Origin of the sequence: Bacteroides sp. HPS0048 (genome assembly GCF_964240755.1) — a bacterium.
GTDB lineage: Bacteria > Bacteroidota > Bacteroidia > Bacteroidales > Bacteroidaceae > Bacteroides > Bacteroides nordii.
On record NZ_CAXSVC010000002.1, the window covers coordinates 285,853 to 307,426 of the forward strand.

Consider the following 21,574-nt stretch of genomic DNA (forward strand, 5'->3'; position numbering starts at 1 on the left):
TATAGAGGAAAATACGTATGCCCAAAGTTGGTATTTTAACATTTCATTATGGCTATAATTATGGAGGTGTATTACAGGCGTATGCTTTACAACAGTTCCTTTTATCTAAAGGATTTGAAGTGGAGATTATTAATTATATACCTCAAACTTACAAAATTTCTCTATTATATGGAGCATCAAAACGCAACATATTAGCTAGTCTTTTAAAAATTATTGCGAATCTTCTAAATCAAAGAAAGTCTAAAGAGAAATTTGACCAATTTAGAAATGAAAATCTCCATTTAACAAGACAAATAGTTACTATTAGTGATTTACAAATTGTAAGTGGTAATTTTGATGCTATTATAGTTGGTAGTGATCAAATATGGAATCCTTGGCAACATGATAAGAAAGTTTATTTTCTTGATTATGATTTGCCTAAAGGTATAAAAAAAATTAGTTATGCTCCTTGTTGTGCAATTAATAATATTGTTGAAAAGAATAAAAAATCTTTAAGAAAATCATTATTGGATTTTACTGATATTTCAGTAAGGAATACTGTTACACAAGATTTTGTATATACTTTAATTCATAAATCTTGTAAGATTGTATTGGATCCTACTTATTTGTGGTCTTTTAATGAATTAATTGAGCAAGATTATATAAAAGAGAAATATATATTGACTTATATCATAGGAAAAGATTTAAATAATGATAATAATGCCGCAATTAAAAAGATAAAGAATTTGTATGGTAATTTACCTATATATGCGATAATAATTGGAGCTGTGGCAGGTGTCATTTCTGTTAAATGGGCGGATAAGGTGGTATATGATGCGTCTCCAAAAGATTGGTTGAATTATATTAATAATGCAGAATTATTATTTACAGACTCTTTTCATGGAGTTGTATTTGCAATGAAATTTAGAACAAAATTTATAGGATATTATTCTGAAGAATTAAGAGCCTCTCGTTTTATTGATATGAAAGAACGATATCAATTGGATGATTTCATAGTGAATTCATTGGGTCAGATAAAGTACATTGATGATAATCAATATCTAAATAAAATGTATACAGTTGACCAATTAAATAATTTATTGTTAGAAGAATCTATCAATTTTTTAACTAGTAGTTTGCATTAGTTTCTTTATGAATATTTTGCATATTAATTATTCGGATACAATTGGGGATCGTTTTAATGGTTTTTACATGCTGGACTATTCAGATGTAGATTTTAACATTCAAATGGCTGTATGGAAAAGGAATAGTAATAATAAAAATGTCCATTTGATTCCACCTCGTAATCCTTTACTAAAGTTTGTTATAGAGAAAATAATTCATTTGGGAGTTAAACTAGGATTGGATCACTTAATATCTATAGGTGGATCTTTTTTATTGAGCCGACAAGAATATTTCAGAAATGCAGATATAGTTCATTTACATATTATTCATGGAGATACTAACATTAGTGTATTTACGTTACCTAAAATTTGTAAAAAGAAGAGAGTTATTTGGACTTTACACGATCAATGGGCAATAACGGGAGGTTGTATTCATCCTTTTGAATGTAAAGGTGGAATGGTGGGATGCCCTACATATTGTCCTCATCCTAGATATAATTCATTATTTAAGCATTCATTTCCATATTTTATCTGGAAAATCAAAAAGAAATGCTATTCGAAGTCTAGTCTCAATTTGGTTGTATCTACTAATTGGATGAATGACAAAGTCAATAAAAGTCCAATATTGAAACATAAACCATTGAATGTTATTCCTTTTGGGGTAGATATAGCTAAATTTAACAGAAAAGATAGAAATATATGCCGCGAAAAATTAGGTATACCGTTAGATGATTTTGTAATTACATTTAGGGATTCTGGTTTAAAGCATGATATTTTTAAAGGGTTGAAATATATCAAAGAAGCCCTTTTAAATATGAATGTAGTTAAGTCCATATCTCTGTTAATTATTGAGGATGGACATGGCTTTGATGATTTATCCTCAAAGTATAATATAATTAAAACCGGTTGGATTAAATCTGAAGAATTAATAGAGGTCATGTCTTGTGCTGATGTTTTTTTAATGCCATCTATTCAGGAATCATTTGGATTAATGGCAATTGAGGCTATGGCATGTAAGCTCCCTGTTATTGTGGCCGAAGGAACAGCACTACCTGATATAATTGGACATGAACAAGGTGGACTAGTAGTGCCGGCAAAAGATTCGAATGCAATACTCAATGCCATCTCATTTTTAATAGAACACCCTATTTATACACAAGATTTAGGGAAAAATGCCAGAAGAAGGGTTGAGGAATTGTTCACAATAGATAAGTGTATAGAATCTCATAAAAAGCTTTATTCTGAAGTTTATAATAATATATCATATGAATAATTTTCCGTTATTTACTATATTTATTCCGACTAAAGATAGATCGAAATATCTATATCATACATTGAGGACATGTACCGAACAGACTTATCCTAATTTGGAAATAATAGTAGCTGATGATGCTAGTACTGACGATACTGTAGAAGTGGTAAATAGAATGGCTCAAAATGATCCTCGTATAAAATTAATAGCTCGTAAGAAAAGAGTGGGTATGAGAGATAATTTTGAGATGGCGCTGGATCTTATTAAACCTGGTTACGTAATTGCATTGGGTGGAGATGATGGACTAATTCCAGATGGTATTATGTCCATGTATAAAATAATGAAAGATACCAATACTGAATTATTAACTTGGTGTCCTCCAGTATATGAATATCCATCCGAACGTAATCCTAAAGGGCAATTTTCTATATACAGACATAAGGGAATACGAGTGGTTCAATCAAATACATTTTTAGATAGACAAACTAAAAAATTTAATTATGTAAATGATATTGAATGTCCAATGTTTTATGTAAAAGGAGTAGTTTCGACCCGACTGATCGATAGGGTTAAGTCTCGTTCTAGAGATGGACGTTTCTATTCATGTCCTACTCCGGATGGATATTCGGGTATCGTATTAGCTGGCGAAGTGGAGAATTACATCTTTTCTGGAGAGGCATTTTCTATCTACGGAGTCTCATCTTCATCGCAGGGACTTGTATATTTATCGAATGAAAAAGAAGCTAAAGCTAATTCTGATGAGTTTTTTAATTTTACAAAAGAAATTACAATGCACTCAGAATTAGCCAATCAACCTTATTCTCCACTTCTTTCATTAATGACGGTTGATTATTTATTGACAGCCCGTGATTTACCAGGTTGGCCAGGAAAATTTTCCAAAATAAATTATAGAAAAATGCTTGATAAGGCTATACGTGAATTATCATCCTGCAGATATGGAGAAGAACGTATTGAGAGAGAAATTCATATCCTTTATGAAATTGCCAAAAAACATGAACTCGAAGACTATTTTAAACAACAAATTAAACAGTCTAAAAGATACGGTTCTTCAATAATAAATATAGAATCAGCTATAAGTCCTAATATGCTATATATAAATCCCGAAGAATTCCAAATATGTAATATTTATGATGCTGCGTATGCATCAAAATATATATATAAAATGGTTCTAAGATTAAACACTAAATCGATTTTTAAAATATTAAAAAATTCATATAAGATATTTTCTGCAAAAAAGAAAATTATGGGTGATTTTCCTGATGTAAATCTTTAATATTTATATGCTTGTATATATATTTGTTCTATTTTCTTTGCTGTGTTTTAATGTTTTATATAATTACAAACCTCATCAATATTATGCATATTGGGGAGCGACCGTTATATTTATAATTGCTGCATTTCGTTCTGGAGAAGTTGGGAATGACTTAGAACGTTATATATCCATGTTTATGTCTGAAATAAACCGTGAAAGTGCTAAAGCGGACATGGAATGGGGATATAATTTTCTGAATGAGTTTTTACGTTTTTTTTCGAATGATGCCCAATGGTTCATTTTTTCAACATCACTTTTAATATTATTGCCGTTATTTATTTTGATCATAAAGAAATCATCTAATCCGGTCTTTTCAATGATGATCTTCTTTATTATTATCAATGGCTTTGGTTTTTTTTTAACGGCTATTAGACAGGCTTTGGCTGTTGTTATCTGTTTGTGGGCTTTCAATTTTGCTAATAATAAGAAAATCGCCTTACCAATATTATTAATAGTAATAGCTGCTGGTATTCATGCTAGTGCATTATTTTGTATCGTATTTTTGTTATTGGCGTATAAAGAATTCAACCAGAAAATATATTTAACTTTATTGTTTATAAGCGTACTTATAGGTTTCGGATTTAGAATAAACGTTTTTGATGTATTACCTCTTCTTGGTGCGCTTCCTATTTTTAGTGAGCATGTAGAGATATATAGTGGTTATTCTGACTATTTTACAGAAGCTTCTCCTAATTTTAATGGACTTTTTCTTACTATCGTTCCGACTTCAATTTTTGCTTATTATGCAATAAAAAAGAATAGTATATCGATCTATTCAAGATTGTTATGCGTAGGAACCATATTGACCAATATTTTTGCTTCAACTCCAATGATACCAAGATACTTTATGTATTGTACTATCTGCCAAGTAGTAATCATACCAGCTGTATACTCGACATTGACTAAATGTGGAAAAATAGTTATGTGTGGAACGATAATACTTCTGATGTTATATTTTCTTTTGTTTTCATTAAAAATAAATGGAATAGATAATTATAATTTTTACAATTAACAATATAAACTATGTCGATTTTTAAAGATAAAACCTTATTGATTACAGGTGGTACAGGGTCTTTTGGAAATGCTGTTTTAAAAAGATTCCTTGATTCTGATATTAAGGAAATTCGGATTTTTTCCAGAGATGAAAAAAAGCAAGATGATATGAGACATCAGTTGCAGAATCCTAAAGTGAAATTTTATATAGGAGATGTTAGGAATCGGCAATCAGTTGATGGAGTAATGTGCGGTGTAGACTACGTTTTTTCTGCAGCTGCATTAAAGCAAGTTCCTTCTTGTGAGTTTTTTCCAATGCAAGCAGTGCAGACTAATGTTGTAGGGACAGATAATGTGTTGGAATCAGCTATCAATTATGGTGTAAAAAATGTAGTTGTTTTATCTACGGATAAAGCTGCGTATCCTATTAATGCAATGGGAATAAGTAAAGCAATGATGGAAAAAGTCGCTATAGCTAAAGGACGTTCGTTGGGTAGAAATGCTACAACGACGATTTGTTGTACTCGCTATGGTAATGTCATGGCTTCGCGTGGTTCTGTCATACCATTGTGGGTTGATCAAATTAAAAATGATAAACCCATTACAATTACAGATCCCAATATGACACGTTTTATGATGACTTTAGATGATGCAGTTGATTTAGTAATATATGCTTGGCAACATGGGGAGAATGGCGATCTTTTTGTTCAAAAAGCTCCAGCGGCAACATTAGCTGTATTGGCGGAATCTCTTAGGCAATTGTATAATTCGAATGTTGAAATAAAAGTTATTGGCACTAGACATGGGGAAAAACTCTATGAAACGTTAGTTACAAGAGAAGAAATGGCAAAAGCTATTGACATGAATGATTACTATCGTATACCTTGTGATACTCGGGATCTAAATTATGATAAATATTTTATTGAAGGCAATGAGGCTGTTGCTAAGTATGAAGATTACGATTCTCATAATACCGCAAGATTGACAATAGATACAATGAAAAATTTATTGCTGAAGTTAGAGTTTATAAGGAACGATTTACAAATGACCGAATAACAATGAAAGTTTTGATTTTAGGTGCCACTGGGATGGCTGGACATCTCATTTCATTATATTTTTCTGGGAAAGGGTATGATGTCGTTGCATTTTCACGACGTCCTTTTTCATTTTGTCACAATATAAATGGTGATGTGACAGATTTTGATTTTTTGAAAAATACAATTGCGTCTGGCTCTTTTGATGTTATAATTAACTGTGTGGGGATTCTTAACAAAAATGCAGAGGAAAATAAAAGCTTGGCAGTTTGTTTGAATAGCTTATTGCCACATGTTATAGTTGACTGGACAAAAAAAACAAAAACAAAATTAATACATATGAGTACAGATTGTGTGTTTTCCGGAAACACAGGTCCATATTATGAAGATTCTAGTCCCAATGGTATTTCTTTTTATGATCGTTCCAAAGCTTTAGGGGAAATTAATGATAATAAAAATCTAACATTTAGGAATTCAATTATTGGTCCCGATATAAATTCAGAAGGTATAGGACTATTTAATTGGTTTATGAAGCAGTCTGGTACTATTTGGGGATACTCAAGTGCTATTTGGACTGGAGTTACTACATTAACTTTAGCACAAGCAATGGAGGAAGCAATAAAAGTTGACTTGACAGGAGTATATAATTTAGTAAATAATGAGTCTATTAATAAATACGAGTTGTTGGGCTTATTTAATAAATACTTCAGAAATGGTTCTATAGAGATTAAAGACTCAAATCAACTTCAATTGGATAAATCATTGAGAAATACACGGAGCGATTTTAATTTTAAAGTTCCATCGTATGAACAAATGATAGAAGAAATGAAAGTCTGGATTCAAAAACATGCAGATATATATCCTATTTATTATAGATAATTATGAAAACTAAATTGAAAGTAATGACAATTGTAGGCACTCGTCCAGAAATAATAAAATTGTCAGAAGTTATAAAGAAATGTGATATTTATTTTAATCATTTATTGGTACATACGGGACAAAATTATGCATATACCTTAAATGAAATATTTTTTAAAGATTTAGGCCTTCGTAATCCAGATATTTTTCTTGAAGTTGTTGGAGGTAATTTGGGTCAGACCATAGGTAATGTAATAGCTAAATCTTATGATTTGATGGTAAAAGAAAGGCCTGATGCTATTTTAATACTTGGAGATACTAATTCTGCTTTAGCTGCAATTAGTGCAAAGCGATTAAAAATACCTATTTTTCATATGGAGGCAGGAAATAGATGCTTTGATGAGAACCTTCCCGAAGAAATTAACCGTAGAATTGTAGATCATATATCTGACATTAATTTACCTTATTCAGAACATGCTAGGCGTTATTTGTTTTCAGAAGGTGTTCAAAAAGAGCATATTTATGTTACAGGCTCTCCTATGGCTGAGGTCATAAATACACATAAAGAAAAGATCAAAAAAAGTGATATTGTTTCAGCGTTAAACCTTAAAAAAGAACAATATATTCTGTTATCAGCCCATCGCGAAGAGAATATTGATAATCAGACTAATTTTATTGAATTAATGAATTCAATAAATGACCTAGCAGACAATTATAATATTCCTATAATATATAGTGTTCACCCCCGAAGTGCTAAATTTATCGAAGAACGTAATTTTAAATTTCATCCATTAGTTAAAACAATGAATCCTTTTGGATTTTCTGATTACATATGTTTACAACAACATGCATTATGTGTTGTTTCAGATAGCGGTACATTAGCTGAAGAATCGGCTATTTTACATTTCCCGGCTGTCTCTATTAGAACTTCGACAGAACGACCAGAAGCATTAGATAAAGGCTGTTTTGTCATTGGATCTATTTCATCTGATTCTATATTACAAGCAGTTCAAATGTCTATTTCGATGTTTGAAAATAATGAATTATTTCAAAATGTATCTGATTATTCTGATATGAACGTTTCAACTAAAATTGTTAAACTCATCCAAAGTTATGTTGATATTATTAATAAAAAAGTTTGGAATAAATTATAATGCAACCAATTTTATACATAAAAGGTAGTTCTTCTCGAGATGTGAGATTAAGAAAGTTTCTTTATTATTTTATTAATAATAATATGAAGGTTTCATTTTGGGGATGGGATAGGAACTGTGAAAACCAAATGATAGATGGAGTATCGACAAAATATATACATCATGGAGGAAGCCGATCGAAGAAACAGACAATGATAAATTATCTGATTTGGATGATTAAACTTTTTTTTAAGTTATTATTTACAAAAAACTTGAAGAAGTATAATATAATCGCTATTAATTTCGATTCATGTTTTCCTATTTATGTTATTTCTAAGATTAGAAAAATAAAGTTCTTTTATGAAGTATATGATGAATTTGCTTTGAGTTATAATTTTTCTTCAAGAATAAAAAATGTAATTCGTAAATTGGATCATAAAATTATGGATCAGGCTACTAAAGTAATTCATGTCGATTCAAATCGATGTTTATATGACAAGAAATATATCATCATAGAAAATACTCCATACGATTTCTTAAATGGTGTCGAAAGAGATTACTCACAATTGGAACGAACCTTTGCAATTATTGGATATTTTTCTCCAACACGAGGTTTAGATCAAATTTATAAATTTGCTAAAAATAATCCTCAACTGAATTTCTTACTTGTTGGTGTATTTGCAAATAATGAGGAGTATAAGGAGAAATTTAGTAATTTAAATAATGTCATAAGGCATGATTTTATGCCTCAAGAAAAGCTATTTGAATTAATGCTTTCATGTTGCGCTATTTTTTCTTTGTATAATCCAGCAATTGAAATCAATAAGTTAGCTGCGTCTAATAAAGTATATGATGCGATGATGTTGGGTATTCCAGTTATTACAAACAAAGAAGTTATCAATTCCAAGTTTATTTTAGAAAATAAAATAGGTTTTGTCATTAACTATGAATGTGATGCTACATGGGATATATTGATTAATGATAATTTTTTGGACATGTGTAAAACATTGGGTAAAAATGGTAGAAAATTATATCTCAAAGATTATTTGTTTGGCAATTTAGTGAAAAATAGATTACTTCCAGAATTGAATTAACATTAAAAATATGAAAGCATGTTTTATGGGGTTAGGCTATATAGGCCTACCAACGGCTATTATTGCCGCAAAACACGGTATTGAAATTGTTGGAGTTGATATAAACTCTAAAGTTGTAGAGAAAACTAATCGTGGTGAATTACATATAATTGAACCAGGAATGCAAAAGTTATTGCAAGAGGTTGTAAACAACGGTCAGTTGAAGGCTTCAACAACTCCAGAAATTGCAGATGCTTATTTTATAGTAGTTCCTACACCTTTCAAAGAAGATCATCAACCAGATATATCCTACGTTGAAGCAGCAACAAAAGCTATAATTCCTCTACTAAAAGAGGGAGATCTATATGTAATTGAATCTACATCTCCTGTAGGAACAACTGATATTATGACTAAATTAATCTTTTTGGAACGTCCGGAATTGATTGGTAAAATATATATGGCTTATTGTCCTGAACGTGTATTACCAGGAAATGTAATTTATGAATTAGTTCACAATGATCGAGTTATTGGAGGTATGGATGAAGCGTCAACTGAGCAAGCAATTAAATTTTATAGTCAATTCGTGAAAGGTAATTTACATAAAACTAATAGCAAAACTGCGGAAATGTGTAAGTTGACAGAGAATTCATCTCGTGATGTGCAAATTGCATTTGCGAATGAATTATCTTTTATTTGCGATAAAGCAGGTGTTAATGTTTGGGAATTAATTAGTTTAGCTAATAAACATCCACGAGTCAATATACTTCAACCGGGATGTGGGGTTGGAGGGCATTGTATTGCTGTTGATCCTTATTTTATTACCGCGGATTTTCCGATGGAATCTCGTCTGATTGCACAGGCGCGCATGACAAATAATTACAAATCTTTTTGGTGTGCAGAGAAAGTTGAGAATGCAATGCTTAAGTTTGAATTGGAGTATAAAAGAAAACCTAAAGTTGCTATGATGGGACTTTCATTTAAACCAGATATTGATGATTTAAGAGAGTCACCAGCCAAACATATTGTTGCTAAGATAATGCAAGGATGTAATAATGCGGAAATAATGGTAGTTGAACCTAATGTAAAATGTCACAATATTTACAAGCTTACTGATTATAAAACAGCTTATGAAAATGCTGATATTATAGTCTTCTTAGTTGCCCATTCTGTATTTAAAGAACTACCTAAAGTAGAAGATAAGATTGTTTTAGATTTTTGTGGTATTTACAAATAATTATTTAACTATAAATTGACGTGATGAAAAAAATTATGTTAGTTTTTGGGACACGTCCTGAAGCTATTAAAATGGCTCCTCTTGTAAAAGAGTTTGAAAAGTATTCTGATAAGTTGCAAACAATAGTCTGTGTAACCGGACAGCATCGTGAGATGCTTGATCAAGTTTTGGAACTATTTGAAATAAAGCCTGATTATGATCTTAATATAATGAAGCAAGGTCAGGATTTATATGATGTAACAGCGCGTGTTTTGACAGGTATGCGTGATATTTTGAAAGAAGTTCAACCAGATGTTGTTTTAGTTCATGGAGACACAACGACTTCTACAGCGTCAGCTTTAGCTGCATTTTATCAACAGGTACCTGTCGGACATGTAGAAGCTGGCCTACGTACACATAACATTTATAGCCCTTGGCCAGAAGAGATGAACCGTCTGATTACAGGGCGAATAGCCACATATCATTTTTCACCAACTCCATTAAGCAAGAATAATCTTTTATCTGAAAATGTTAGTGAATCTCAAATAGCAGTAACAGGTAATACTGTAATTGATGCTTTATATATGGTTGTTGATAAAATCAAAAATAATAAAGATTTAGCAACTAAACTGGATGAAATTCTAAAAAATGCAGGATTTGATATTGAATGTTTGTCAAAAGGACGGAAATTAGTTTTGATAACAGGACATCGACGTGAAAATTTTGGTGATGGTTTTATAAACATATGTAATGCTATCAAAACATTAACGATGAAATATCCAGAAGTTGATTTTGTTTATCCAATGCATTTAAATCCGAATGTTAGAAAACCGATTCACGAGGTATTTGGCGACGATTTATCTAATCTTGGTAATATGTTTTTTATAGAACCATTAGAGTACTTATCATTTGTTTATTTAATGGAAAAATCAACAATAGTGTTAACTGATAGTGGGGGTATTCAGGAAGAGGCGCCAGGTTTAGGAAAACCAGTGTTAGTAATGCGGAATACAACAGAACGTCCGGAAGCATTAGATGCAGGAACAGTTAAACTTGTGGGTACAGACTATGATATGATTGTAGATGAGGTATCAAAATTGCTAGATAACCAAGAGTATTATGAAAATATGAGTAAAGCTGTTAATCCATATGGAGACGGTTTTGCTTGTAGCAGAATATGTAAAATATTAAGGTAGAATGATTTTTTGTGGAGATATTGCATTACCTTTTATTAATAGTATAAATTTAGATATTCCAGAATATTTGAGAAATAAAAGGTGGATAGTTAATCTTGAGGGAAGTTTAGTTGATTCTAGTGAAGAAAATCTACAAAAAAGTGTAGTATTTAATGATTTTAATGCAATAAAGCAGCTAACATCATCATTAAAAATATCAGGTTTTAGTATTGCAAATAATCATACATTTGATATTGGTGATTTAAATAGGTCTAATTTTTATTTTCATCAAATAGGTATACCATATTTCGGTAGTGGTTTGACTATAGCTGACGCAAAAAAAGAATTCGTTTGTGAAGATGAGAATAGTATTGAATATGAAATATTATCTTTTGGTTGGTCAGCCATAGAGTGTAAATATGCGACTGCAACAGAAAGTGGAGTTAATCCATATACAAAAGAAAATGTACTTCATGTAGTCAAGAAGGCTATAGCTGGAAATACTTTAAAAAGAATCATTTGCTTCTTCCACTGGAATTATGAATTAGAATTATATCCTCAACCATTAGATAGAGAACTTGCAAAAAAAATTATAGATTTAGGAGTGTATGCAGTCATTGGTTGTCATGCTCATAGAGTACAAGGGTATGAAATATATAATGGAAGACCTATTATTTATGGATTGGGTAATTTTTTATTTCCACAAGGAATTTATATGAATAAAAGATTGGCATTTCCTGCGTTTTCTTCTAAAGAAATTGCTGTTGAAATTACATCAATGGGACAATTTCTGATTCATTGGTTTCAATATGATAGTGATAGAAATATAGTTTCTTACATTAAAACGGAAGAATTAGAAAAATCAAAGGAATTAGAATTATTGTCACCATTTGCTAATCTTTCTAACAAACAATATAAAAAATGGTTGAAGCAAAATAGATTTCATAAAAATAAATTACTTCCATTATTCTACTACAGTGACTCTTTATTGTCGTCTCAACTTAAGATTAAATATATTAAGATTAGACATCAATTAATTCTTCAGTTAAAAGGATTAAAATGAGATTATTATTAAAGTCTATAGTTGAAAATATACCCTATTCAATAGGGCATATTGTGAAATACATTCCGTTCAGATATCGTTTGGGAAAAGAATATTCCTCTTTTATGTCGTTACAACAGGAAAGTCATACATGGGATAATGTTCAAAAAGAGAGATATGCTGTTACAAACTTCTCTCAAATATTTGAATATTCAAAAGTGAATTTTCCTTTTTATCAAAACTTATATAAAAAGGCGGGTGTATTTGACTTAAAAATAAAACGTTTATCAGATATAAATAGAATACCGGTAATATCAAAAGCTGATATAAGGAATCATATCTCAGAATTTTCTGGAAACATGTTATTAAATACGGGTGGGACAAGTGGTGAACCGTTCCAATTTTATGTAGATAAAAATGCTTTTGCTAGAGAATGGGCACATATGCATTCTATTTGGTTTAAAAAGGGATATACACCGACAGATTTGAAGATTACTTTAAGAGGTAAAAATTTAAGAAATAAATCATATGTTTATAATCCTGTACATAATGAATTTGTAGTAAATAGTTATATGCGGGTGAGTGATTATAAAAAAGACCTTCTAAATCTGTTTAATAAACATAAGATTCAATATATTCATGGCTATCCATCTGCAATTTATGGTTTTTTAAAAGAGATAGATGAATGCACTAATCGACAAGAAAAATCAATAATAGCACAAAATCTTAAGGTTTGTTTTTTAAGTTCTGAATTTCCAGCTACTTATATGATGGAATATATTAAGAATAATTGGAATTTAGATTATATTTCTTGGTATGGACATAGTGAGATGTGTATACTGGCGTATGATGAAAATAAAAATAATAATTATTTTCCGTTTATCACTTATGGGTTTGCGGAAAATGTACAAGGACATTTAATCGGGACATCATTTCATAATTTTGATATGCCACTTATTAGATATGATACAGGAGATTTGATTACTTCTAATAATAGAGAAAATGAATTGATGACATCTTTTCAGATAACTCAAGGACGTGAAGCGGATTATATTATTGATAAAAAAGGAAAACAAATACCTCTGACAGCATTGATTTTTGGAAGACATCATAAAATCTTTGGTATGGTTGACTATGTTCAGGTTAGTCAGAAAAACAGAAGTGGTATTGTGACTTTTTATGTGACAACTAGTAAGCGATATTCGACACAAGAGATGAGGAATGCGATGGATCTCACTAATATTGAAGCCGATTTTGATTTTAAAATTATTAATCTACCTATTAGAACAAAGGCAGGAAAGATAAAACTTAAGATATAACTTATGAAGCAAATCATTCAAGACCTACAATCTGGTCAAACCATATTAGAGGAAGTACCTGTACCTCAGGTCAAGTCAGGTTCTGTATTAATCCAAACAACAAGAACATTAGTGTCATTAGGAACTGAAAGAATGCTTGTTGAGTTTGGTAAGGCCAATTTGATAGATAAAGCTAGACAACAACCAGATAAAGTAAAACAAGTACTTGATAAAATTAAAACGGATGGTCTACAGCCGACACTTGAAGCTGTTTTTAATAAATTGGGGCAACCATTACCATTGGGTTATTGTAATGTTGGAAAAGTTGTAGCAATAGGTAAAGGTGTTACAGACTTCGTAATCGGTGATAGAGTCGCCTCAAATGGTAATCATGCAGAATTTGTATGTGTACCTAAGAATTTAGTAGCAAAGATCCCGGATAATGTAAGTGATGACGAAGCCACATTTACCGTGATTGGTTCTATTGGTTTACAAGGAATTCGTTTACTCAATCCACAATTGGGTGAAACAATTGTAGTGATAGGACTGGGTTTGATAGGGTTGGTTTCTGCTGAAATATTGAAAGCTAATGGATGTCGAGTGATAGGAGTTGACTTTGATCAACAAAAAGTAGATATTGCAAGACAAAAAGGTATAATAGCTATTAATCCTTCAAAAGGACTTGATATAGTAAAGTATGTTACAGAACTTACAGAATCGGTTGGTGCTGATGGTGTGTTAATTACAGCTTCAGCTAAAAGTAATGATGTGATTCATCAGGCATGTGAAATGTCTCGTAAACGAGGACGAATAGTACTCGTTGGAGTTATAGGATTGGATATGCGGCGTGATGATTTTTATAAAAAGGAATTATCTTTCCAAGTTTCATGTTCGTATGGTCCAGGACGGTATGATGAGAATTATGAATATAAAGGCCAAGATTATCCTCTACCTTATGTTCGTTGGACCGAAAAACGAAATTTTGAAACAATTCTCCAGATTATTTCATCCGGTGCTTTGGATGTTAAATCATTGATTACAGAAAAGGTGTCACTGGAGCATTATCTATATATCTATGGGGATATGCGTAAACAAGGTTCCATTGCTTCTATTATTCAGTTTCCCACTGATACTAAGATAGAAACAGTTATTTCTATAAACACGAGAGATTTTGTAAATACAAAGGGGAAAATGGGCATTATTGGTGCGGGAAACTTTACGTCGGCAACTGTTTTACCTTCGTTAGCAAAAGCGAAGGCGAATATAAAATATATAGCGAGTGCCCAAGGACTTTCTGCAAAAGTTCTAGCTAAGAAAGTAAATGCAACATATGCAACATCTGATTATAGAGAAATATTAAAAGATAATGATGTCGATTTAGTTATTATAACTACTCGTCATAATTTGCATGCTTCAATGGTTCTTGAAACTTTACAAGCTGGAAAAAGTGTATTTGTAGAGAAACCTCTTTGTTTGAATGAGCAACAATTAAATGAAATAATAAGAGCATATCAAAATTCTTCTGAAAAAATAACATTGACTGTCGGATTTAATCGAAGGTTTTCTCCTTTTGCCATGAAGATGAAGCAATTGATGGGAAATGCTCCAAAGAATATTGTAGCAACTATGAATGCTGGTTTCATACCAGTGGATGTTTGGGTACATGATCTTGAAATAGGAGGTGGACGTATCATAGGGGAAGCTTGCCACTTTATAGATTTATGTTCATATTTGGCTGATAGTAAAGTCATTTCAGTTTGTATGAATGCGTTGGGGAAGAATCCTCAGGAAAATACTGATAACGTTAGTATTTTATTAAGATATGAGAATGGTTCGAATGCTGTTATAAACTATTTTGCAAACGGTTCAAAATCGTATGCAAAAGAACGTGTGGAAGTCTTTTCACAAGAACGTATCCTTATATTGGACAACTGGAGAAAGTTGACAGGATATGGTATAAAAGGCTTTTCATCTATTAGCTCAAGAATGGACAAAGGACATAAAACTCAGTTTAAGTTGCTGAATGAGCGTATTAAAAAGGGTGGGGAAGCATTGATTCCTTTTGAAAGTATAGTTAATACTACCAAAGCATCTTTTGCTTGTATTGAAAGTTTGAAAGGAAACAAATGGGTGGAAGTAAAATAATCACATTATACAATACACTTAAGCATTTAAAGCCCATTCAGTTATTTTATAGGGGAAAACAGATCTTTAGATCATTTTTCCCTATAGGACCGAATTGGGACAACATACAACCTGTTAAGGTTTCAGCCTTGACATTCGAAAACACTTTTTCTTTCAATTCAACTTATATCTCGAAAAATAAAAACTTTTCTTTCCTGAATTTATCTCACTCTTTTGGTGATCGAATAAATTGGAACTGGTTAGGGTATGGGAGACTGTGGACATATAATCTCAATTATTTTGAATATTTAAATCAGAAAGATATATCGAAAGAAGAAGGTATCATTCTTATAGATGATTTTATAGACCAATTACCCCATTGTATTGTCGGATTAGAAGCTTATCCCCTTTCATTAAGATGTACTAATTGGATTCATTTTTTAGTTAAGTACAAAATAAACAATGATTTATACAATGGGATTCTATTCCAGCAGTTAGTTTTGCTTACACATAAACTGGAATATCATTTATTAGGGAATCATCTGTTAGAGAATGGATTTGCATTACTTTTCGGTGCTTATTATTTTAATAACCAGAAATTCTATAAACAAGCTAAGGCTATTTTAATTCCTGAACTGAAAGAGCAAACCTTAAATGATGGCGGAAACTTTGAATTAAGTCCTATGTACCATTGTATAATACTGCTGCGGGTGTTGGACTGTTATAATTTTGTGAAGAATAATTCTTCCTTTAATAAAGAATTGCTTCCTTTTCTTGAGAAAGAGGCTATTATAATGTTAGAATGGTTATCGGCGATAACTTTTAATAACGGTGATATCCCATTATTCAACGATGCGGCTTTTGGCGTAGCACCGACTCCAACTGATTTATTTACCTATGCAAAGCGTCTAGGATTGGATTTTACCAAGTCTAAGTTATCGGACTCCGGATATCGAAAATTAGAATCAGATAAAATGGAGTGTTTTTTAGACGTAGCTAAGGTCGGTCCCGATTACCAGCCGGGGCATGCACATGCCGATACATTTAGTTTTGAACTACACATCAATGACCGTCCGGTTATTGTACACACAGGTACTTCCACTTATGATGTAAATGAAACCCGCTTTTATGAGCGATCAACGATGGCTCATAATACAGTAGTGATTGGTAATGGTAATTCAAGTCAGGTTTGGGCAGGTCATAGAGTGGGAAAACGGGCTTATGTCACAATATTGGAAGATACAAAGGCTCGCATCGTTGCTAAGCATTCGGGTTATCAATCTAAAAAAAGAATACATTCCCGTTCCTTCAAAATTCACAACGATACTTTAACCATTCAAGATACGACAAATGGTGAGGCTATTGCATATTTACATTTTCATCCGGATGAGAAAATAGAACTGATTCATGATGAAATAAAAGGAATGGATTATTCTATTTCAATCATAGGTGCTTCACGAATTGAATCATTTGATTCTTACTATGCTCCTGAATTCAATAAGAGAATTCCCTCAAAGGGTATTTGCATCGCTTTTAAAAACAAACTGGAAACTATATTCAAATGAGACTGTTATTTTTGTCTTTCTATTTTGAACCGGACCTTTGTGCGGGTTCATTTAGAAACACGCCTTTATTCGAAGAAATCAGAGGAAGATCGGATGAGAATGATTTTATTCATGTCATCACTACACTGCCTAATCGTTATAGAACTTTTCAGGTTGCTGCACAGAGGGAAGAAAAAGGAGATAATTATGTAATTAATAGGATTGCTATACCTGAACATAAGAATGGTATGTTGGACCAGGCTAAATCATTTTCTGTGTTTTATCGTGAAGCCATGAAACTGGTAAAAGGGCAGGAATATGATTTAGTCTATGCTTCATCTTCTCGTTTATTCACTGCTTTTTTAGGACGTAGGATTGCTGCAGGAAAACATATTCCTTTGTATCTGGATATTCGTGATATCTTTGTTGATACGATGAAAGATGTTTTAGGACGCAAAAAACTGATTCAGGTTCCTGTTGTGTTGTTTGCTAAATTGATTGAGCGGTATACGTTTTCTCGTGCGGACCATATTAATTTAGTATCAGAAGGATTTAAGGACTATTTTAGTAAATTCCAGCATCCAACTTATTCTTTTTTTACCAATGGGATTGATGATGTTTTTTTATCTATCGATACAAAAGGTACCAGATCAGAACAGAATCCAATGATCATTACATATGCAGGCAATATGGGCAGTGGTCAAGGTTTAGAAAAAATAATTCCACAGGCTGCCAAACAATTGGGTAATAAATATCTATTTCGTCTGATCGGCGATGGTGGGACAAAATCTCTTTTACAACAAAAATTGGACGAATTACAGGTACATAATGTGGAATTGATTGACCCTATATCCAGAAAAGAATTATTGGAATATTATCGTCAATCTACCTTCTTATTTTTGCACCTGAATGATCTGGAAGCTTTTAAAAAGGTCCTTCCTTCCAAACTATTCGAATATGGGGTTTTTGATAAACCGGTAATTGCCGGAGTGAGTGGTTATGCTGCTAAATTTGTAGCAGAAAACTTACCAAATCATATTTTATTCAGTCCTACTAATGTCGGAGAATTTGTGGATAAACTAAGAAATTATACTTTATCTTTTGTGGAAAGGAGTGAGTTTCGAAAAAAGTTTTCAAGGAAAAAGATTATGCACGAAATGGCTCATGATATTTTAAAATTTAAATAAAGTTCTATGAATATTCTTGTTTCTGGCATTCATGGCTTTGTGGGTTCCAATCTAGTGAAAGCTTTAAGAAAAGAACATGTACTTTATGGCCTTGATATTATCTGTCCTGAGAAAGAGGGGGTAGTGAAAACTTTTTTTTGGAAAGATATAGAGATGTCTTCTTTTCCTATGCGCAATCTGCCTCATTTTGATGCTATTATCCATCTTGCTGGTAAGGCTCATGATACAAAAAATCAATCTGCTACACAGGTTTATTTTGATATCAATACCGGCTTGACTCAAAAGATCTTTGATTTTTTTCTTCAATCTTCTGCTAAGAAATTCATTTTTTTCAGTTCTGTTAAAGCTGCTGCCGATAGCGTAGTAGGGGATATACTCACCGAGGATGTTATTCCAACTCCTGTTGGTCCTTATGGAGAAAGTAAGATTAAGGCGGAAGAGTACATTATTAATAAATTGACAGTGGACAGTGGACAATGGACAGTTGCTATGCAGCATGATAGCGCAGCTAACTGTCAATTGTCCACTGTCCACTGTCAATTAAACAAGCAGGTTTATATTCTAAGACCATGTATGATACATGGGCCGGGGAATAAAGGGAACCTGAATTTACTTTATAATGTGGTGAAGAAAGGCATTCCATGGCCTTTGGGAGCTTTTGAGAATCGTCGTTCGTTTACTTCGATAGATAATCTTTGCTACGTAGTAGAAGGGTTATTGACGAGGGACGTTCCGGGTGGTATCTATCATATGGGAGACGACGAAGCGTTGTCTACTAATGAATTGATTGCTATCATGTGTGAAACTATGGGAAAACAACCACATATCTGGAGGGTGAATATAAGTTTAATGGAAGGTTGTGCAAGGTTGGGTACCTTGTTTCACTTACCTTTAAATACAGAACGTCTTCGGAAGTTGACGGAGAATTACGTAGTAAGTAACGTAAAGATAAAAGCAGCTTTGGGGATAGATAAGCTACCTGTTACAGCAAAAGAAGGATTAGTAAAAACGATTCGTTCATTTGAAGAAATTTAATAACTCATGTATTATTTTTTTATATTAGTTCTGCTTTTCTTAGCGGAACTTTTTTATTTCCGTATTGCCGATAAATACAACATCATCGACAAACCCAATGAACGCAGTTCACACACCCGGATCACTTTGAGGGGTGGGGGAATCATCTTCTATTTCGGCGTATTAGCTTATTTCCTTACGAACCATTTTGAATATCCTTGGTTCATGCTTGCCCTGACACTGATCACTTTTATCAGCTTTATAGATGATATCCGCTCTACCTCTCAGGTATTGCGATTAGTGTTTCATTTCTCTGCTATGGCTTTGATGTTCTATCAGTGGGGATTATTCTCTCTTCCCTGGTGGACGTTTATTATTGCTCTGATTGTCTGTACAGGTATTATCAATGCTTATAACTTCATGGATGGTATTAATGGGATCACCGGAGGTTATTCATTAGTCGTTTTAGGAGCATTGGCATATATCAATACAAAAATAGTTTCTTTCGTAGAGGCAGATTTTATTTATACATCGCTTTGTGCTGTACTGGTTTTCAATTTCTTTAATTTCCGAAAGCGTGCGAAGTGTTTTGCCGGTGATGTAGGGTCGGTCAGTATTGCATTTATCATCCTGTTTCTTATCGGTAAGCTGATCATCAAGACAGGGGATTTTAGTTGGATTATTCTGCTTGTGGTATATGGTGTAGATAGTGTTTTGACTATCATTCATCGCCTGATGCTTCATGAGAACATTGGTTTACCACATCGAAAACACTTGTATCAGATCATGGCAAATGAATTGAAGATACCGCATGTAGCAGTTTCCTCAATTTATATGATGGTACAAGCAGCTGTTATAGTTGGCTATTTGGTGTTCGCAGAGTGGGGATATTTTTATTTGTTGGGAATAGTTGTGTTGTTGAGTATTATTTATGTGTTATTCATGAAAAGGTATTTTTGTTTGTGTTGAAACAGATTACAGTGTTTTGTCTTTGACACAAGAGATATGAAACATTGAAAAACAGAGTCTGTATAGGGCTTAGTTTTTATATTTATAAATAGCCTCCGGAGTAACCTTGCTTTGGAGGTTTTCTTTTTTTATATCTTTCCATCGCTTGGCGAACCTTCCCGTGCGGGAAGTACGTTTCGTTTTTTTTTGATTCTTTAGACTATTGGGGCTAATCATTCTGTGTTAAACGTTGTTCTATGAGCAACATCTAAACCAATAGTAATATGAAAGATTTAGTAGCTGACATCAAGTATGATGCCTCAAAAGTGATTAATCAGGCCGTGGGGCCAAGTAAAGAATTTTGCATGGGATATATGAATCCCGGTGCTGGTGAGGGATACATCTCTACCATGAAGCTCTCCGTCGGTACAGTCGATGTGAAAGACCTCGATACAGTAACCGAGAACATTGTTTCTTATGACCGTTGCGAGAAGAATGATGCTTATATTGGTCAGATCAACATGCTTACTGTCTCTTCTTTTTGTGGACTGAATGGTGCGGTCTGGGGTTTTGACCTTGCTAAACATGACGACATTGCAAGTGGAGCGGAAAAGCCGATGTACATGCAATCTCAACCTGATGGACCTGATATTCCTGTTTACAATGTTCGTCCGCTACTCGAAGCTACCGAGCGCTTGTTCGGTAAAGAGCAACAACGTCGTTTTCCGCCTATGCCCGGTTCACACATTATCTGTGCTAATAAGGATGTCACTGCCCGTGGTCCGCTATGGGTATGGTCTGCCATAGGTATTGCTATTCTGAAAAACCGTAGTAAAGGTTCTTCTCTTTTCATAGAAGATGCCAATACCTACGGAAATGATTCTACTACAGAGTCTGAGATGATTGGCTATCTTGAAGGTACTCTTCGCAAAGTGACCAATAGTATTGCCTTGTGCGGACAAGATCAGGGAGTGGAATACGAACGTATCTATGTAGGTTACAAATACACATTCGTAGAACCTCATCAGGTAGGTTGCGCTCTTACCTGTGCCCCTTATATTAACCTCGCTCAGAATGCAATTCCTGAGGGTATGCAAGCTTCCGACCTGCGTCAACTCACTATCAGCGAGTGGGAAAAGAAATTGAAACTTGAAGAGTTGACTATCTGGTAATGAAGCCTTCCCTTTTATACATTCATTGGTTTCTTATTACAGGATTATAGAAAGAGAAAATACAGGTTGCGAGGGCAC

General features: G+C 32.8%; 18 protein-coding genes. All 18 read left to right on the forward strand.

Going from position 1 to position 21,574, the window contains the following annotated elements; all coding sequences use genetic code 11:
- The first annotated feature begins 17 nt into the window (after nt 1-17).
- The gene (locus ACESQI_RS02650) at nt 18-1,124 is read left to right on the forward strand and encodes a polysaccharide pyruvyl transferase family protein (protein WP_007486526.1); all 1,107 of its coding nucleotides are present in this window, start codon (nt 18-20) and stop codon (nt 1,122-1,124) included.
- Between the two features lie 7 nt (nt 1,125-1,131).
- The gene (locus ACESQI_RS02655) at nt 1,132-2,376 is read left to right on the forward strand and encodes a glycosyltransferase (RefSeq protein ID WP_007486528.1); all 1,245 of its coding nucleotides are present in this window, start codon (nt 1,132-1,134) and stop codon (nt 2,374-2,376) included.
- Nucleotides 2,369-3,649, forward strand: a complete 1,281-nt coding sequence (locus ACESQI_RS02660; protein ID WP_007486530.1) for a glycosyltransferase family 2 protein — start codon at nt 2,369-2,371, stop codon at nt 3,647-3,649. Before ACESQI_RS02655 ends, ACESQI_RS02660 begins: the two co-directional genes overlap by 8 nt.
- A gap of 7 nt (nt 3,650-3,656) precedes the next feature.
- The gene (locus ACESQI_RS02665) at nt 3,657-4,700 is read left to right on the forward strand and encodes an EpsG family protein (RefSeq protein ID WP_007486533.1); all 1,044 of its coding nucleotides are present in this window, start codon (nt 3,657-3,659) and stop codon (nt 4,698-4,700) included.
- Nucleotides 4,701-4,711: 11 nt separating this feature from the next.
- The gene (locus tag ACESQI_RS02670) at nt 4,712-5,737 is read left to right on the forward strand and encodes a polysaccharide biosynthesis protein (RefSeq protein ID WP_007486536.1); all 1,026 of its coding nucleotides are present in this window, start codon (nt 4,712-4,714) and stop codon (nt 5,735-5,737) included.
- 2 nt (nt 5,738-5,739) lie between these two features.
- Entirely contained in the window at nt 5,740-6,594 is an 855-nt protein-coding gene (locus ACESQI_RS02675) for an SDR family oxidoreductase (protein ID WP_007486539.1), read from the forward strand.
- A gap of 2 nt (nt 6,595-6,596) precedes the next feature.
- On the forward strand, nt 6,597-7,727 hold the full coding sequence (wecB, locus tag ACESQI_RS02680; RefSeq protein WP_044166621.1) for a non-hydrolyzing UDP-N-acetylglucosamine 2-epimerase: 1,131 nt from the start codon (nt 6,597-6,599) through the stop codon (nt 7,725-7,727).
- Nucleotides 7,727-8,800 carry a glycosyltransferase gene (locus tag ACESQI_RS02685; protein ID WP_007486543.1) on the forward strand — a complete coding sequence of 358 codons (1,074 nt, stop codon included), beginning with the start codon at nt 7,727-7,729 and terminating at the stop codon, nt 8,798-8,800. The genes wecB (ACESQI_RS02680) and ACESQI_RS02685 overlap by 1 nt, the downstream gene beginning before the upstream one ends.
- 10 nt (nt 8,801-8,810) lie before the next feature.
- Nucleotides 8,811-10,013, forward strand: a complete 1,203-nt coding sequence (wecC, locus tag ACESQI_RS02690) for a UDP-N-acetyl-D-mannosamine dehydrogenase (protein ID WP_373125397.1) — start codon at nt 8,811-8,813, stop codon at nt 10,011-10,013.
- Between the two features lie 23 nt (nt 10,014-10,036).
- A complete protein-coding gene (wecB, locus tag ACESQI_RS02695; RefSeq protein WP_007486545.1) occupies nt 10,037-11,188 on the forward strand; it encodes a non-hydrolyzing UDP-N-acetylglucosamine 2-epimerase in 1,152 nt (383 codons plus the stop codon).
- A gap of 1 nt (nt 11,189) precedes the next feature.
- A complete protein-coding gene (locus tag ACESQI_RS02700) occupies nt 11,190-12,230 on the forward strand; it encodes a CapA family protein (protein ID WP_007486546.1) in 1,041 nt (346 codons plus the stop codon).
- Nucleotides 12,227-13,528 (forward strand): hypothetical protein, encoded by a 1,302-nt coding sequence (locus ACESQI_RS02705; protein ID WP_007486547.1) that lies wholly within the window; start codon nt 12,227-12,229, stop codon nt 13,526-13,528. The genes ACESQI_RS02700 and ACESQI_RS02705 overlap by 4 nt, the downstream gene beginning before the upstream one ends.
- Before the next feature lie 3 nt (nt 13,529-13,531).
- Entirely contained in the window at nt 13,532-15,652 is a 2,121-nt protein-coding gene (locus ACESQI_RS02710) for a bi-domain-containing oxidoreductase (RefSeq protein ID WP_007486548.1), read from the forward strand.
- Nucleotides 15,634-17,196 (forward strand): heparinase II/III family protein, encoded by a 1,563-nt coding sequence (locus ACESQI_RS02715; protein WP_373125398.1) that lies wholly within the window; start codon nt 15,634-15,636, stop codon nt 17,194-17,196. Before ACESQI_RS02710 ends, ACESQI_RS02715 begins: the two co-directional genes overlap by 19 nt.
- Nucleotides 17,193-18,362 (forward strand): glycosyltransferase family 4 protein, encoded by a 1,170-nt coding sequence (locus ACESQI_RS02720; RefSeq protein WP_007486550.1) that lies wholly within the window; start codon nt 17,193-17,195, stop codon nt 18,360-18,362. Before ACESQI_RS02715 ends, ACESQI_RS02720 begins: the two co-directional genes overlap by 4 nt.
- 6 nt (nt 18,363-18,368) lie before the next feature.
- Nucleotides 18,369-19,397 (forward strand): NAD-dependent epimerase/dehydratase family protein, encoded by a 1,029-nt coding sequence (locus ACESQI_RS02725; RefSeq protein WP_373125399.1) that lies wholly within the window; start codon nt 18,369-18,371, stop codon nt 19,395-19,397.
- 6 nt (nt 19,398-19,403) lie between these two features.
- Nucleotides 19,404-20,345 (forward strand): glycosyltransferase family 4 protein, encoded by a 942-nt coding sequence (locus ACESQI_RS02730; protein ID WP_195660810.1) that lies wholly within the window; start codon nt 19,404-19,406, stop codon nt 20,343-20,345.
- 263 nt (nt 20,346-20,608) lie between these two features.
- Entirely contained in the window at nt 20,609-21,496 is an 888-nt protein-coding gene (locus tag ACESQI_RS02735; protein WP_195660809.1) for a histidine decarboxylase, pyruvoyl type, read from the forward strand.
- The last annotated feature ends 78 nt before the right edge of the window (nt 21,497-21,574 follow it).

Coding starts and splice junctions, on each gene's coding strand:
- ACESQI_RS02650 (WP_007486526.1), top strand. CDS start 18: ATGCCCAAAGTTGGTATTTTAACATTTCATTATGGCTATAATTATGGA.
- ACESQI_RS02655 (WP_007486528.1), top strand. CDS start 1,132: ATGAATATTTTGCATATTAATTATTCGGATACAATTGGGGATCGTTTT.
- ACESQI_RS02660 (WP_007486530.1), top strand. CDS start 2,369: ATGAATAATTTTCCGTTATTTACTATATTTATTCCGACTAAAGATAGA.
- ACESQI_RS02665 (WP_007486533.1), top strand. CDS start 3,657: ATGCTTGTATATATATTTGTTCTATTTTCTTTGCTGTGTTTTAATGTT.
- ACESQI_RS02670 (WP_007486536.1), top strand. CDS start 4,712: ATGTCGATTTTTAAAGATAAAACCTTATTGATTACAGGTGGTACAGGG.
- ACESQI_RS02675 (WP_007486539.1), top strand. CDS start 5,740: ATGAAAGTTTTGATTTTAGGTGCCACTGGGATGGCTGGACATCTCATT.
- wecB (WP_044166621.1), top strand. CDS start 6,597: ATGAAAACTAAATTGAAAGTAATGACAATTGTAGGCACTCGTCCAGAA.
- ACESQI_RS02685 (WP_007486543.1), top strand. CDS start 7,727: ATGCAACCAATTTTATACATAAAAGGTAGTTCTTCTCGAGATGTGAGA.
- wecC (WP_373125397.1), top strand. CDS start 8,811: ATGAAAGCATGTTTTATGGGGTTAGGCTATATAGGCCTACCAACGGCT.
- wecB (WP_007486545.1), top strand. CDS start 10,037: ATGAAAAAAATTATGTTAGTTTTTGGGACACGTCCTGAAGCTATTAAA.
- ACESQI_RS02700 (WP_007486546.1), top strand. CDS start 11,190: ATGATTTTTTGTGGAGATATTGCATTACCTTTTATTAATAGTATAAAT.
- ACESQI_RS02705 (WP_007486547.1), top strand. CDS start 12,227: ATGAGATTATTATTAAAGTCTATAGTTGAAAATATACCCTATTCAATA.
- ACESQI_RS02710 (WP_007486548.1), top strand. CDS start 13,532: ATGAAGCAAATCATTCAAGACCTACAATCTGGTCAAACCATATTAGAG.
- ACESQI_RS02715 (WP_373125398.1), top strand. CDS start 15,634: ATGGGTGGAAGTAAAATAATCACATTATACAATACACTTAAGCATTTA.
- ACESQI_RS02720 (WP_007486550.1), top strand. CDS start 17,193: ATGAGACTGTTATTTTTGTCTTTCTATTTTGAACCGGACCTTTGTGCG.
- ACESQI_RS02725 (WP_373125399.1), top strand. CDS start 18,369: ATGAATATTCTTGTTTCTGGCATTCATGGCTTTGTGGGTTCCAATCTA.
- ACESQI_RS02730 (WP_195660810.1), top strand. CDS start 19,404: ATGTATTATTTTTTTATATTAGTTCTGCTTTTCTTAGCGGAACTTTTT.
- ACESQI_RS02735 (WP_195660809.1), top strand. CDS start 20,609: ATGAAAGATTTAGTAGCTGACATCAAGTATGATGCCTCAAAAGTGATT.